The 14544-nt window shown below is 65.2% G+C and carries 13 protein-coding genes; 7 read left to right on the top strand and 6 right to left on the bottom strand.

All coding sequences use genetic code 11. The features are described 5' to 3' along the window. Positions 1 to 162: 162 nt before the first annotated feature. The 4 genes from ACSLGO_RS05400 to ACSLGO_RS05385 form a co-directional block, all read right to left on the bottom strand. The gene (locus tag ACSLGO_RS05400) at positions 163 to 999 is read right to left on the bottom strand and encodes a hypothetical protein (protein WP_436400442.1); all 837 of its coding nucleotides are present in this window, start codon (positions 997 to 999) and stop codon (positions 163 to 165) included. Beyond that, positions 996 to 1409 carry a hypothetical protein gene (locus tag ACSLGO_RS05395; protein WP_436400440.1) on the bottom strand — a complete coding sequence of 138 codons (414 nt, stop codon included), beginning with the start codon at positions 1407 to 1409 and terminating at the stop codon, positions 996 to 998. The genes ACSLGO_RS05400 and ACSLGO_RS05395 overlap by 4 nt, the downstream gene beginning before the upstream one ends. 83 nt (positions 1410 to 1492) lie before the next feature. After that, complete coding sequence (locus ACSLGO_RS05390) at positions 1493 to 2515, bottom strand: hypothetical protein (RefSeq protein ID WP_436400438.1); 1023 nt, start codon at positions 2513 to 2515, stop codon at positions 1493 to 1495. 43 nt (positions 2516 to 2558) lie between these two features. Continuing rightward, positions 2559 to 4670, bottom strand: a complete 2112-nt coding sequence (locus tag ACSLGO_RS05385; protein WP_436400436.1) for an AAA family ATPase — start codon at positions 4668 to 4670, stop codon at positions 2559 to 2561. A 118-nt stretch (positions 4671 to 4788) separates the two neighbouring features. Here ACSLGO_RS05385 and ACSLGO_RS05380 point away from each other — a divergent pair, with 118 nt between their 5' ends. The 3 genes from ACSLGO_RS05380 (at position 4789) to ACSLGO_RS05370 (ending at position 7341) form a co-directional block, all read left to right on the top strand. Next, positions 4789 to 5457, top strand: a complete 669-nt coding sequence (locus ACSLGO_RS05380) for a hypothetical protein (RefSeq protein ID WP_436400434.1) — start codon at positions 4789 to 4791, stop codon at positions 5455 to 5457. A gap of 331 nt (positions 5458 to 5788) precedes the next feature. Continuing rightward, a complete protein-coding gene (locus ACSLGO_RS05375) occupies positions 5789 to 7144 on the top strand; it encodes a DnaJ domain-containing protein (RefSeq protein ID WP_436400433.1) in 1356 nt (451 codons plus the stop codon). Positions 7145 to 7182: 38 nt separating this feature from the next. Continuing rightward, complete coding sequence (locus ACSLGO_RS05370) at positions 7183 to 7341, top strand: hypothetical protein (protein WP_436400431.1); 159 nt, start codon at positions 7183 to 7185, stop codon at positions 7339 to 7341. A gap of 3 nt (positions 7342 to 7344) precedes the next feature. On the opposite strand, the gene ACSLGO_RS05365 is transcribed toward ACSLGO_RS05370, so the two are convergent. Further along, the gene (locus ACSLGO_RS05365; RefSeq protein ID WP_436400429.1) at positions 7345 to 7734 is read right to left on the bottom strand and encodes a hypothetical protein; all 390 of its coding nucleotides are present in this window, start codon (positions 7732 to 7734) and stop codon (positions 7345 to 7347) included. 53 nt (positions 7735 to 7787) lie between these two features. Then, entirely contained in the window at positions 7788 to 8459 is a 672-nt protein-coding gene (locus ACSLGO_RS05360) for an MBL fold metallo-hydrolase (protein WP_436400662.1), read from the bottom strand. A gap of 428 nt (positions 8460 to 8887) precedes the next feature. On the opposite strand from ACSLGO_RS05360, the gene ACSLGO_RS05355 reads away from it, so the two are divergent. The 4 genes from ACSLGO_RS05355 to ACSLGO_RS05340 all read left to right on the top strand — a co-directional run bounded on the left by ACSLGO_RS05355 (position 8888) and on the right by ACSLGO_RS05340 (position 14509). Further along, positions 8888 to 9946, top strand: a complete 1059-nt coding sequence (locus ACSLGO_RS05355) for a hypothetical protein (protein ID WP_436400427.1) — start codon at positions 8888 to 8890, stop codon at positions 9944 to 9946. A 146-nt stretch (positions 9947 to 10092) separates the two neighbouring features. Beyond that, positions 10093 to 10386, top strand: coding sequence for a hypothetical protein (locus ACSLGO_RS05350; RefSeq protein WP_436400425.1), 294 nt, complete (start codon positions 10093 to 10095; stop codon positions 10384 to 10386). Between the two features lie 145 nt (positions 10387 to 10531). Continuing rightward, a complete protein-coding gene (locus ACSLGO_RS05345) occupies positions 10532 to 12865 on the top strand; it encodes a transglycosylase domain-containing protein (protein ID WP_436400423.1) in 2334 nt (777 codons plus the stop codon). A 3-nt stretch (positions 12866 to 12868) separates the two neighbouring features. Next, on the top strand, positions 12869 to 14509 hold the full coding sequence (locus ACSLGO_RS05340; protein ID WP_436400421.1) for a hypothetical protein: 1641 nt from the start codon (positions 12869 to 12871) through the stop codon (positions 14507 to 14509). Positions 14510 to 14544 lie beyond the last annotated feature (35 nt).

Below are 14544 nucleotides of genomic sequence, written 5' to 3'. Positions count from 1 at the left end.
TCTATGCGTCCCGGCCTCTGACGGCTGTCAATTATGGGAACGCTGCCCCGCCCTCCCTCTTTTTCGGTTGGCGGTGTCGGTTATGTGGGCAGGACCGGGCACAAAAAAGCGGCAGGGAAGGCGTCTGCTGCCTCTCCTGCCGCCTCTGCCGGACGGGTACTGCTAGACGTCGGCTCCGGTGATGTCGAACTCTTCCTGGGCGACGGTGACGGCGTATTCCTTGATCTTCCGGACATAGGAGCGCGCGGTGGACCGGGAGACGCCCATGGCCTCGGCAATCTCCTCAATACTGGCGATCCTGGGCGGATGGTCCTTGCCATAGAGGCCGCCGAGCCAAAGCTCCGCTGCAGTGCCAAGCCGTTCGTTGTACTCCCCTGTCCGCTGGACCAGGAGCTTGATGAACATGGGGCCTTCGACGGGGTGGAGCACAAACTCGGTGTCGATGGGTTCAGCCCTGTCATGGTCATCGACGTCAGCGCAGGCGCGGTAGGTCCTGAGGTCATCGACGGAAGCTATGACGCCCTGCTTCACGGGGTTTGACCGGGTCTTGTGCATCTTCTCGTTGTGGGAGTCCACGATTTCCCGGTCAGAGGGCTCGCGGTGCAGCTCCATGCGCATCGCATCCCTGGTCTGGTTCAGCAGCCGGACACGGCGAAGCGCCGAAATCATCTCGGAGGCAGGAGCCATCTCACGGTCCAGGTAGTTGCGCACCACCTGGCGGGAACGCAGCTTCAGCATCCCTTCCCAGACTTCGACCCGTTCAAGCTCTTCGGGGTCGGCCAGATGCTCGGTCAGCATCTTGTACGCTTCCTCGGCCACCATGGAGGTGAAGTCTTCACCGTGCCCGTCAACGGACACGCCAAAGTTCCGGCACAGGGACCAGGCGATCTGCTTGAACATGCCCCAGCGTTCGGTGACGAAGGAGTTGATCAGGCCCTGCTGGGACCTTGGGTCTGCAGCGGCGATACCACGGATGACGTCCCGTGTGTTTTCAATCAAAAGCCGCTGCTCCTTGTGTGGGGGAATCCGCTCCATGGCGGGTCTTTCTTGGGCTGAAGGGCATCCAGCCAGGCCGCATAACGCCGCCCGCCGGCCCTCGGGTCAAGGAGCCAGCCGACATTCACGAGTCGACGGTCAAGTTTAGCCCCTGTCACCGACAAAACGTGATCTACCACCCCTTCTGCCCTTAGCCGGCCCCATCCGGGCTGATAACGCAGCAGGATGGTGAGCCGAAGCCTGAGCAGCGGCCGGTTTTCCTTCATCGCGGAAGCGGCCAGAACATCTGCGACGGTGGCCGGGGCAGGCCGGGCCGGGAGCTGCGTCTGGCCTCCGGCAAAGGCGACCTTGGCCATCTCCGCAGCGAAAAGGGCCTCGTCGATCGTGCGGGTGCCGGGATCGGTGATCTTCACCCGCGCCAGCCACGCCGCCCGGCAGCGCGCGGCTGCCCGGGCGGCGTCGTTGAGCTCGATCTGTGCCCTCGTCCCGGCCATCGTCACAGTGCGCCCCGGCCGCGGGTGAAGTCCACAATCTCCGGTGTCAGTATCGTCGAGCGGGCCATGGCATCGGGGCTGACAGTCATGGCCGCCTCTGCGCGGTTGATGGAGAGCCTGTCCTTGGGATAGACGCGACGGTACTCGGCGACGATCCTGGCCAGGTCACGGTTCCCGTCGGGAAGGTTCCGGGCAATCTCCCTGATCTTCGGGCCGATGTGCGGATCGCCGATCTTCCTGCGGATCTGGGTTTCGGCATCGCGGCGCAGGTGCTTGGACATGTACTTCAGCGGATCCACGCGCAGGAAGCACTCCGGTGCCAGGCACAGCTCGATCAGCCGGAAGACGGATCCGGGCTTCTTGTCGTCGCCGTACATCATGAAGTCCTGGATCTCGTCGATGCTGATCTCGTCGAGCATCGGCTGGAAGGCCCCGGAGGTTTCCGCGATCTCATGGCTGACATACGCGTGGGCCTTGAACAGCTCCTTGCGCAGCTTCGGTTCGATCCCCTGGATGATTTCCCACATGGCTTCCTTGCCGGCGGCAGCGATCTGCTCCAGGGTGCGGATGACCATGGTGCGCGGTGCGGTGCCCACGAAGACCATGGAGGCCAGGGAAGGTACCTCATCGACCATTGCCACCGGCTTGGCGCCGGTGCGGACAACCACGCGGGACTGGCCGGCGGCAGCATGTCCCATGCCGCGTGAACGGTACGAGAGCGGGATGCTTTCCTCCGAGACCAGCAGAACCAGCGGGCTGTCCCAGTCATTGCGAACGGGCATCAGGAGGTTCTCCCCCGTACCGAAGGCCTTGTCCTTGCGCCCAACACTGATAAGCGGGCGCAGCCAGGTCCATGCCGGCAGCGCTGCCACACCGGCACGGGCGGGAATCTCTTCCCGGCGGGCAAGCAGCTCCTCGGCTGCCCGCCCGTGCATGACTGCCTGAAGGCGGCCACACAGGGTGTCGAGATTGGGGTGCCTGTCGTAGGCTTCCTCAGTCTCGATCAGTTCGGCGCTCAGGCCCATTTGTGTCCTGTCTGGTGGTTCTTGGAAAGGGGGCTGGCCACGGCTACTTCCTGCCGAAAACCTTGGAGAAGAAGCCGCGGGACTGTGCTTCCTCCGGTGTGTATTCGGCCTCGGCGCGGAAGGCCTCATTACCGGTGACACGGAGCAGTGCCTTGCTCATGAGGGTGCGCAGGTCCTGGCTGCCGATGTTGATCCGGCCGGCGTTCATGTCCTGCTGGACGTCCAGGTCGGTGGCGATGGTGCCGAGGTAGTGGCCAACACCGCTGAAGTAGCGGGGCATGGTGGCTGCCACCGGTTCCTGTTCGGGGTCGACCTTGTTGACCATGACCATCAGGCGGTCGGTGGGGACGCCGTTCTTGATGAAGGTCCGCAGGCGTCCGTTGAGGTTGTTCACGCCGGTGTTGGACATATCGGTCACGCCCAGGCCCCACGCGTCGTGCACGAGGGCAGGAAGCAGGATCTGGCTGACGACTCCGGTGCGGTCGTTGGTCTCGATGATCTGGGTGTCCAGGATGACCAGGTCCGCGTTGCGGCGGGCGAAGGAAATGACGTCCAGGTAGAGCTGGTTCGTCACGACGGCGGGGTCGTTGATGTCGTCCGGCGGAGCTGCGATGAACGCGAAGTTCACGCGGCCGAGGACATCCTCGCGGTTCTGGTTGATGATGTCCGGGGTCAGCACGGCGGAGCGGATGCTGCGGATTGCTGCGTCGTAGACGGTCGGCAGCGAGGTGCGGTTCAGGCGCAGGTAGGTGCGCAGGTCACCCTGGCCGGAATTGCCGTCGATGAGGATCACGCGCAGGCCTGCGGCGGCAGCCACGTGGGCCATCTGCAGCGAGGAGGTGGACTTGCCGACGCCGCCCTTGCCGGAGAAGTTGATGATGAAGGAGCCCAGTCCCGCGGCGGATCGGCCGGTGCCGGCAAGCTTGGAGGCCTCGAAGTCATCGAAGATCGCAGAGGCGTCCGCAGCGTCGTACATATCGCGCAGCGGGCGGCGTTCAGCTGACCAGGCATCACTGACTTCGCGGTTGCCGGGAACAGCCAGGGCACCCGGACGCGGCGCCGGTACGGGTGCTGCCTCAATCGGGGACAGTTCCTGCGCAGCCCATTCCGTACGGGGGGCAGCAGGCTCTTCCCAGTCCGCGTAGGACGGAGCAGCAGGGGCGGCGGGACCTGCGGGCTCCGGCGCACGGTAGGCGACCGGTTCCGGGCGCACAGGGGTTTCGTAGGCCGGCTGGGCCCGTACCGGTGTCTCATAGGCGGGAAGGGCCGGTGCCGGAAGTGCCGGGGCGGGGGTGTCCCAGTCTTCGGCGGCCGGTGCTGCTGCCAGAGCCCGTGCCTCACGGCGGGACATCGGCTGCGGTGCTTCCTGCACAGCCGGTGCCGGAGCGGGTACAGGAGCCGGTGCCGGCTCGGGAGTGTCCCAGTCATCCATGGAAGGGGCCGGTGCAGCTGCAGCGGGGGCGGCGCGCACCGCGGCAGGTTCGGGGGTGTCCCAGTCGTCCAGGACGTCCACCGGTGCCGGCAGCGGGGCCATCATCGGGGTGGCGATGGTGTCCCAGTCATCGGACATTGATGCGGCAGGTGAAGGAATTGTCCCGGAAGTTGCCGGAATCGCATCTTCATCATCGTCCCACGCGTCTTTTTTGGATTCAGCTGCATTTTTAGGTGTAACAATGGGGGCAGCGAATTCGTCATCGTCAAAGATGTCATCGAATTCCGGCATGGCGAGACCGGGAGCCTGAAGGGATTCAGGGTAGATGGTATTGCCAGCCGGGATCTGAATTGCCGCAAGTCTCAGGGAGCCAAGAAGCTGGTTTACGGTGAATGGTTCAATGAGTTCCGAAACGTTGGGGGAATCAATTACCGGATTGCCGGTATTGCGCACCACCGACACGGCAATGGGAGCGCCCTGCTGCTCGGCAGTCTGCTGGACACGGTCAATCCATGCGCGCAGACCCGGAGCGGGGATGTCCGCAACGACCATCGGGAAAGCGCCGGAGGTCGTCAGCTCGGCACGGATCGCAGTCGCTGCGCTTCGGAAGTCGGGACCTGTCACGACCCTTATCCCGCACCGGGTGAGGGTCTCGGCAAGGTCGGGCAGCTCAATCAGGCCGACGATGGGCTGGTTGGATGCTGAAGGATCAGTTATGTTCACTCTAGCTTCTATGCGTCCCGCGCCCCGACGGCCGGTTTGGCGATTCGCCCTGCCGTAAACTGAATCAGTTCCGGCCTACCGCCATGAGCAATTTTTTTGCCACACCAAGGAGTTTTGAATGGATCAGCAGGACATCGACTGGGTCAACCGCTGGGTGGTATCCCTGTGCGAGCCCTTGGTCACGACTGCTGCACGCCGGGAGATCGACGAGCACGTCGCTGACATTGCTGCCAGGCAGCCTCTGTGGATCTCGGCCTGGGCATCAGGACTGGTCTCTGATCTCGTCCGCTCCCTGGATCCCGAGGATCCGTGGCGGAACCTCGAAGTTGCCTCCAGCGGGGCAGTCATGCCCGACGGCTCCCCCTTCGGAACCTGGGTTGATGCCACCGACATCGTCCCTCCGTCTGTTCCCGACCGGCGCGCAGACGTCGGCCTCGCAGCCGTCGATACCGGCCTGAGCGGCCGCGCCTCCGAATTCGTTGCCGTCGCCGCCGGAGGATGGCGCCCGGCCTTCGAGTGGATCCGCGAAAACCTGGTGACTGCACCGGCCCTTGACGGCCCTCAGGCTGCAGAGCTCCTCGACACCGTTGACGGGGCAATCCGCTGGGCCATGTTCCGCCGCCGTCTCTTCGCCGGCCAGGACGACCCGTTCATCCCCGTCGACGCCGCGGCATGGACGACGCGCGCCGGGAAGATGATCAGCGGTGAAGCATGGGATGAAGCCCGTGCTGCGCGCGTTCTGGAAAGCAATAAGATCCAGCCCGGCACCTACGCCCAGTTCGTCTAGGGCACTTCCACACAGAAACGGCAGGCATCCAGCGGGGTACCTGCCTTTTCTCATTCCATGGACATGTCAACGCCGGTACAGACCCCTTCGGTTCCGCACACATAGGGAGCATGAGAACCCTCTTCTTCACCTGCCTGGCAGCGCTGCTGGCTGTCCCTGCGACGGTCCTGTTCTTCTTCATCTACGCGTACATCCAGTCCCCGTACTAGGAGCCGGGCACTTTCGTGCCGCCAGCCGCACACATAGACCCGGTGAGCACCACATCGGATACCTCCATGCCTGCGTCCAGCCTGCCCGGCACGGCTTCCTGCCTGCACCGGGACGGGCGCGAATGAACAGCTACGAAGTCCTGGGCGTGCGCCATGACGCCACCCACGACGAAATCAAGAAGGCCTACAGGGCCCTGGCCCGCCGCACCCACCCCGACGTGGGCGGTGATGCGATGAAACCGCTCTTCCTCTCGGTCACCAGTGCCTGGGAGACCCTGTCGGACCCCGAGAAGCGTGCAGCCTACGACCGCGCCCATGGTCTGGGCACCCCGGCCCCGTCCGGGCCTTCCTCCGGAGCAGCTCACGGTCCTGCACCTCAGCCTGAGGACCGCCGGGAGCAGCCATCAGCACCGAGTCCGCCGCGCGCGGATCCCGGCCCTGACTTCGAAGACTTCTGGTCCGCTGCTGCTGCTCCTGCACCGGAAGGCACGGTACCGGCTGCCGCCGATGAGACTCCCGTACCTGAAGCTTCCTGGCGTGAGGTGTTCGATGCCGTGAAGGAGCGGCCACGTGCTGATCCGCTGCCCGCAGCGGCGGCGGCCCTGCTGCTTGCCTGGGCTTCGCTGGTCGTGTTCCTGGGGCTGAAGGAGCTGATCCTCTCAGGACCCGAAGGCGTTCTGCCGCGCGGCTCCGGCGCCATCACCTATGCTGCGTGCTGGGCTGCCGGTGCCTGGCACAGCTGCTATCAGGTCCGGCGCGGAGGCAGCATCGCCACCGGGCCCCTGCTGGCTGCCGGCTACGGAGCGCTGACTTTCTGGGTGATGAACCGCGGCCACCTTCCGGCGGCAGCTTCAGCTGTGGCAGCCGGTGTCCTGCTGAGCATTGCTGCTGCTTCCTGGCTTCGCCGGCGCGAGAACCTGAAGGAAACAGGCCAGGTGCCGTCCGCCGGCAGGTACAGCGCCTTCGCCCACCCCGGGGAAGATGAGGACGCCGCAGCGGCCAGGGCCATGACGCACAGGGCACTCGGTGAGATCCTTGCAGCGCCGGGAACCCGGCTGCTTGAGAATGCCCCGGTACGCGGGAGGGCAGTTCCGCAGATCATTATCAACGGCGACCGCGCAGCCGTCATCGACTCCCGCCTTCTTCCGGGGTGGATCCATGAAGACCTGACGGGAGACCTTGCTGTCGACGGTGAGAAGGTCATCCCGAACCTCGAGACGAGCATTGCCGGTGCCGTGGCAGACGTGCGCGCCCATGCACGCCGTGTGCGCGGGTGGCTGGTCGTTCACCCCTCCGATCAGGGCAGTGTGGAGCTCAAACCGGTACGCGGTGTGCCGGTGCGTGCCGCCTCCCCGTCTGCGGCCCTGGAAGAGATCGGTGAATGGCTGGCCCGCGGTCCGCATGCCGGCAGGGTTGACCCGCAACTGTCCTACCGGGTGATCCGCGGGTCCTCTCCACTGGTTCGCTGGAAGGGCTAACGGAGAGACGCGCAGCGGCCGCCGCACACATAGGGACTATGAAAACTGACGAGAACGAACCCGAGATCATCGGAACAGCAGTCCTGTGCAATGACCAGGGGGATCCGGTGATCTCCAGCCTCACTGAGGATGATGCGTGGCGCATCGCGCAGCTGCAGGACGCCGAGGAGGAACCCCTGCTGCGCGATGCGGCCTAGCAGCTAGTGGGCGACGCCGCGGTGGCGGTTCGGGAGCTGGCGCCATCCAAGCGGCAGTGTGCTGCCGGACTGACGGGTCGCACGCGATACGCTGCTGCGCCCCGGGCCTATGGACAGCGGCTGGTCCGCCGGAGGCAATGGGAGGGCCTGCGCTGAAGCGACCGGCCGCCGGACAGTGGCCAGGCTGCCGGTGTCCGGATTAGTGCCGCCGCCGGCAGCGCCGCTGCAGGCCGGACAGGTGACGAAACCGGTAATAACCCACCCTTCCTTGCGCGCCAGACGGAGGGACACTGCCTGCGGGTACTCGTAGAGCCTGGACGAGTCGTTGGGGCAGGCTGCTTCAGCCTGTCCGTCGCAGTTGATTTTGGTCATGGTTATAGCTTTGATCGACATCAGAATTGCCTGTATTTCCCCGAAGTGTTTTCTATGACTGACTGAAGCGCGCCTTAGCGCTGTGCGGCTGAGACAAGTGCCGCGGGTGTGCCCAGGAGTCCCGGTCCGTGACCCGGAAGCAGAACTGTCGCATCGACGGCTGCAAGGAGGTCTAGTGCTGATCGGGCGCCCTGAAGATCGTTGTGGAACATCGGATGGAGCATCTGCGGGCCTTCGCGGCGCGAGATCGCGTGCCCCGTCACCAGTGCGTCACCGGAGATCAGGACACCGTGCGAGGGCAGGTGAAAGGCAGCGTGGCCCGGAGTGTGCCCGGGGGTCATCACCGCCACCGGCGAGCCCGGCAGCTCATCGAGATCCTCCGCTGTCCAGACCTTGGCTGCAGCAATGTCGTTGGGCACGGTCCCGCCGGACTTGGCGGCATGAAGAGCCCAGCGGATGACGGTCGGACGCCACAGATAGGGCAGGGCCGTCTTGACCGTGACCTGGAATTTCTCCTCGCCCAACAGAGATTTGTGCTCGCCGGGGCTGGAGAGCACCGGGGTGTCGTATTCACGTGAAAAGTGCGAGGCTGCACCGGTGTGGTCAGTGTGAGCGTGCGTAATGAGCATGGCTGCCGCTGCGGAGGGCTTCAGTCCCAGCCACTTGATGGAGTCCAGGACCAGCGGCAGGTCGGACGGGTAACCGCCGTCGACGATGGTGAAATCGGTACCGGAGCGGATGATGATCCAGTTTGATCCGGGCCCCCGGACGAGGAAGACTCCGTCGGCGAATTCTTCCGGCTGTGGGGATGATGCGTTCTTGATGGCTGTACTCCTAGTAGACCTGCAGATGAGTGCAGGGGTAATTCAGGGAAAACAGCCGTTCGGGCATCCGCCAGAGGGCATTTTGTGTAGCGCTTGCGACTGCGCAGGCATCCGCCGGCGGTGCGTCGCTCTGCAAGTATTCCATGCACCTGCATCGAGATCCAAAGTGACCCCGTGTGATCTGAGACATGTCCGAAATCACCTCCACCGACGTTTTGCTACATTGTACGTAATCAGTGAACTGCCTGTTTTGATACATGGGCGCAGGCTTCGGCACAGCACGCCGGCGGCCTCGGGGTTCCGTTACGGCCTGCGCCGCCGCGCGCATGACCTCCATGGGGGATGAACATATGGATCCGCAAACAGGGACCCAGGGACTGTGGGTCCTCATCGACACCCTGGTCGAGGATCAGCTCGCCCTGCTGAGCATCGGCGACACGCACTACTCGGAAGCCAGCGTCCGAAAGAACCTGGACGCCACAGCGCGGGAGCTGCTGATTCCCCGCATCAAAGCAATCAGCGCCCAAAACCCGGCAATCGACGAAGTTGTCGAGCTCCGCGGTGCCTCGTGGCGGGTGCGGGTGGAGGCAGTGCTCTCACCGATCAACAAAGCGGTCAATGCCATCCTCGCCGTCTACGTCCCGGCAGGGCAGCCGCTGCCTTCGAAGCCGCTGGTCGGGGGCATCGAGTGGCGGATCATGGACGGCGGCCGCATCGACACCGTGTGGGACGAGAACATGTTCGCCCTCTACGAAGTCCCGCCGTCCGGGCGCGGCAGCGGAACCGGTGACATGAACGGATGGGTCCATACCCTCATTGCCCCTGAGGACAGGGCCAGGATGAAGGTCGTCATTGACGCCGGTATCGCCGACCCGGACGGACGCCGGCACACCGTCTCGTTCCGCATCCTGACACGCACCAGGACCGACAGCCCCGGGTCCAAGCAGCTTGAGACCGTCTCACGCGTCATCGTCGACCCGTCCGGAACCGTCAAATGGCTTCGTAGCATCGCCCGGGAAGTCACTTCCCTGAAACCCGACATGCCCCAGGAGATGGACAACCAGTCCGCCGCCCTGGTCCGTGCCGCGTTCGACCTGATCAACTACAAGGCGATGTTCGCCGTGGACACCGCCACCTGGCAGGTCTTCATGGCCAGCCCCAACTGGCAGCAGTACGGACTTCAGATCCCTCAGTACGGCTACCTCCCCCACTCCATCCACCCGCAGGACTTCACGGCCTTCGCCGGCCTGTGCACCGAAGGCTCCCCGGACCATGACGGCGTGGTCGTCCGCGGCCTGCAGGAGGACGGGTCATACAGGCCCTACCGGATCACCGCCAGCAGCGGCCACTTCGACACCAGGGGCAAGCGCTACGTCATCATCGCGGTACGCCCCGCCGAGGAGTCCTAGCCTCCCAGACGGAAGGAAAGAGGCCGGCACTGCATACCCCTGCGGTGCCGGCCTTTTCCATGTCCGGAGAGAGACGGCTCCCTTGCCGCACACATAGGGCACAACAACGACATCCGGTAACAGGCCGGAATGAAAGTGAGTGCCCCGTGAACATCCTTGAAATCACCGCCACCTGGCAATTCGCAGCAATCCTCCTCGCCGTCGGGGCAGGAATCATCGTCCTCGCCTTCATGATGCGGTCCGGCGCCCCGGTCCCGGCACCGGCGCAGCAGGCACAGCCCGAATCCCCCGTCCTGTCCCAGGTCGGTTTCGTGGAAGTGGACGGCCGCGTCCTGCCCTTCCGCTCCGTAGTCCGCCAGTCCACCGACCTCACCGACCAGCAGCTGGAGATCTTCCGCCGCAACCTGATCGCCCAGTCCTACAGCCCCGTCAGCCGGTAACGGCCACCCACGGACGGACCCGCCCGGCACCAGCTGCCCGGCGGGTCTTTTCCATACCCGGGGAGAGAGACACCGGCGTCCGCACACATGTCACCGGGGCGCAGCTTGCGCACCCTCTGATCTGTAGCGCCAAGGAGCACCTCCCGTGAGAAAACCCCGACCTGAGACGGTCAGCCTCGACCGCCTCATCGGATCCGCCATGCAGGACGCCGAGAGCACTTCCGGATCCCGGTCCCGGCGGCTGGGAAGGTTCGCCGGTGCAGTTGCCGTCGTCGCCCTTGCCGCAGGATCACTGGTGGCCCCGGCTGCCACCTTCGCCGCGGCAGCTGCCTCCTCAGCCCTGACGTACTGGGAAGAACTTCCCACAGAACTGCCCCTCGACGTCGCCCTGCCCCAGCACACCGTACTCCTTGACCGCGACGGGAAGGAGTTCGCGCGCTTCTTCTCCGAGAACCGCATCGACGTGAAGCTCAGCGAGATCTCCCCGCACTTCACCGAGGCCCTCATAGCGACCGAAGACGCATCGTTCTACGAAAACGGCGGAGCGGACCTGAAGGGAATCGTCCGCGCAGCCGGCTCCAACCTGCTCACCGACTCCCGCCAGGGCGCCTCAACCATCACCCAGCAGCTGGTCCAGAACATCCTGATCAACAATGCCCGGGACGAAACCGAAGCCGCTGTAGGTGTAGGCACCAGCTACAACGCCAAGCTCCGCGAACTCAAGTACGCCGTCAACCTCGAAGAGCAGCTGAGCAAGGACGAGATCCTCACGTCCTATGCCAACACGGTCTACTTCGGCCAGGGCGCCTACGGCGTGGAAGCCGCCTCCCGCATCTATTTCGGCGTCCCGGCCAAGGACCTCACCGACGGACAGGGCGCCATGCTCGCCGGCCTGGTGAAAGGCCCGAACGTTTACGACCCCTACCTCAGCCCGGAACAGGCGAAGAACCGCCGCGACACCGTCCTCTACCGTCTCGCTGCCGTCGGCAAACTCACCCCCGCCGAGCTCGAAGCAGCCACTGCCGAGCCCCTTGGCATCCTGCCGGAACCGGGCAAGATCCGTTCAGGCTGCGACCAGTCCGACTACCCGTTCTACTGCTCGCTGGTCCGCCAGGAGATCCTGGAAAACCCTGCCTTCGGCGACACCCGCGAAGCCCGTGAAGACCGGCTGAGCCGCGGCGGCATGACCCTGACCACGGCCCTTGACCGGAAGGTCATGGACTCATCCCGGCAGGCAGTGGAACAGGCGCTGGGCAACGGCAACCGCGCGGCAATGGGCGTAGCGGTCGTCGTCCCCGGCACCGGAGAAATCGCCGGCATCGCCCAGAACCGCACCTGGGGTCCGGCCGAAGGATCCACGGAGATCATCTACGCCGACCAGGCCTTCCAGCCCGGCTCGACCATGAAACCCATTGCCCTGGCAACCGCACTCGAGCAGGGCATCCCGGCCACCACCCGGTTCAATGCAGTCAGCCCGTACGTGCCGGCAGCCCTGGACTTCCCGCCGGGCGGGTACATCAACTACGGCGGCATCAATTACGGAAGCATTGACGCCCGCGGGGCCACCAAGGTTTCCTCCAACACCTACTTCATCCAGCTCGTGGAACGCACCGGCGTCCTGGCAGTAGCCGACATGTCGGCACGGCTGGGCATCACCTCCCTGCCGCGGACCGGCGAACGCGCCATCCAGGGGCGGGAAGCTTCCCTCGTGCTCGGTGCCTACGAGGTCAGCCCGATCGAAATGGCCAATGCCTACGCCACCTTCGCTTCAGGCGGCGTCGAATGCACCCCGCACACCATCACCTCCGGCATCCGCACCTCCACCGGAGAGCCCATCAGCACACCGGAGCCGGACTGCCACCAGGCCATCGCCCCTGCAGTCGCCAACACCGTCGGAGACTCCCTGAAGCAGCCTTTGACACCCGGAGGCACCCTCCAGGACCTGGGCGGGCTCAATGGCCGAGAATCAGGCGCCAAGACCGGTACCACCAACGACTTTGCAGCGAACTGGATCGCCGGAATCACCCCGCAGTACTCAACGGCAGTCTGGCTGGGCGACCCCCGCGGCGGCACCCAGTACCCGCTGACTGTCCTCCAGGCCTACGGGCAGACCTTCTACAACCTCACGGGTTCCGAGGTCGCCGCCCCGGTCTGGAAGTCCATCATGAATGACATCCACAAGGACCTGCCGGCCAAGGCCATGCCCAAGGCCGAAGACGCCGCAACGAGCTCCACGACGTCCAGGGCCATCCCGGATGTCCGCGGCATGGGAACGGATGAGGCAGTGACCCTGCTGCTGTCCAACAAGCTCACGCCGGTGATCTCCGAAACCACCGCCGCGCCGAACCGGCTCCATCCCGCAGGAACCGTCGTGTCCCAGACTCCGGCCCCCGGCAGTACCTCCGGACACCGCCAGGAAGTGGTCCTGACGCTGAGCGACGGCTCGCACACTGCAATCAAACTCCCGGAAGGCAAATAGTTCATGGGCTTCAAACCCTCAAAGCAGCAGGGCACCCTCCTCCTTGGCGGGTCCGCGGCGGTAGCTTTCATCTCCGCTGCTGCCACCCTCGCCGCAGCCCTCATTGGTTTTCCCGCCATCACCGACGACGGCTCGACGGGAGCCGGGACAGTGGAGCTGGAAGAGACAGTGGCGGCCAGCTGGAGGGACACTCCCGCGACCATTGCCCTGACCGGGCTCCTGCAGAACCCTCCCAGGGGCTGGAAAGCCAACGGAGACCTGCAGAGCGCGGTTGTCGCCCCGCTTCCCTACTCGTGCCCCGTCCAGAATTCCGCTGCCTCCACCTCACTGGCACGGGCATTCACCATCGACGGTCACCGGGTGCGGGTCACCGTCCAGGCCTACACTGCCGGGCTGGGGGCCGAGGCCCTGGCGCAGATGCATGCCGGAGCCCAGCGCTGCGCAGGAACAGAAGGCGCAGTAGCCCAGTCGCCGATCTACGGGGCAGACAAGCCCGGACCGGATGCCGCGGTCGCCTCAGTCAGCCACGGCGGACAGCGTTCAGCCGTCGCGTCCTTCCGCTCCGGAGACGTGATCGCCTTCGTGTCCGGGCAGAACTCACAGGTCCTGGTGGACGCCGCCGTGCAGCTCAAGGGCCCCCTCGACACCGCCCTGCAGGGAGTGTGCGCCGACATCAGTTCCACCCCTAAGGACGCGTCCCGCAGCCCGTTCAGCCTCGCCGGGTACAGCCAGTTCACACGTCCGGTCACGGTTCGCATCCCTGACGTTGGACTGCCCTCCACGGACCCGTCTCCGTCAGCCTCGCCCAGCGCACCGGCATCCCCCCAGAGCACCCAGCCCTCCGAGGAACCCGCGGCACCCAGCTACCCGGTCCCGGCACCGGTGATCGCCGATGCCCCCGCGGAACCCATGGCCGAACCGGATTTCCCAGTCTGGCCGCTGATGCCCGAGGCCCTCCCGTTCCCGGAGGCACCCAAGGCACCGGCATCCGAAGCACCCACCGCGCGCAGCTTCCCCGTCCCTGCCGATGACAAGGCCGGTCCCGGGTGCGGATGGTCCTTCACCGGCCAGAAGGCCCCGGGCTTTGACGCTGACGCTGCCCTCGCCTCGGAGAAGCAGCAGTCAGAGCAGGCGCTGAAGGATCTCAAGGCTGATGCCAAGACCTGGCAGGGCGACGTGCTGGCGTACTGGAAGTCCTACGACGCGTACAAGAAGGACGCCGAGAAGTACAAGAAGTACGCTGCGGAAGTTGCCGAAACCAACCGTGCCTGGTCAGCCATCGTGGACAAGTGGGATAAGTACTATGAGCTGAAGGCCGAGTACGACGAGTACGTGGCCGAGCGTGATGCCTTCCTGGAACGCCGTGATGCCGCCCGCGCTGAATACGACGAGCAGGTCAAGGCCTGCCTGCGGCCGCTGCCGCCCGAAGCCGGCACTCCCCTGGTCCCGGAACCCGGGACAGACACTCCCGCACCGGATCCTTCACCGTCCGCTTCTCCGTCCCCGTCAGCTACGCAGCTGCCTGCCCAGGAGCGCCGGCTGCAGTCCCGTCCGGGCTGCCCGGCGGAGAAACCTGAGATCCTCAGCGAGGCCGTTCCGCTGGTTCCCAAGGAGCCCCTGAAACCCGCGGATCCGAGGCCGTAAGCGTCACAGCCGGCCGCCGCACACAGTCGGGCATG

The organism is Arthrobacter sp. IK3 (assembly GCF_051337705.1).
GTDB lineage: Bacteria > Actinomycetota > Actinomycetes > Actinomycetales > Micrococcaceae > Arthrobacter_B > Arthrobacter_B koreensis.
The sequence above is the reverse complement of the archived record's forward strand: the minus strand, read 5'-3'. Positions and strand labels throughout refer to the sequence as shown.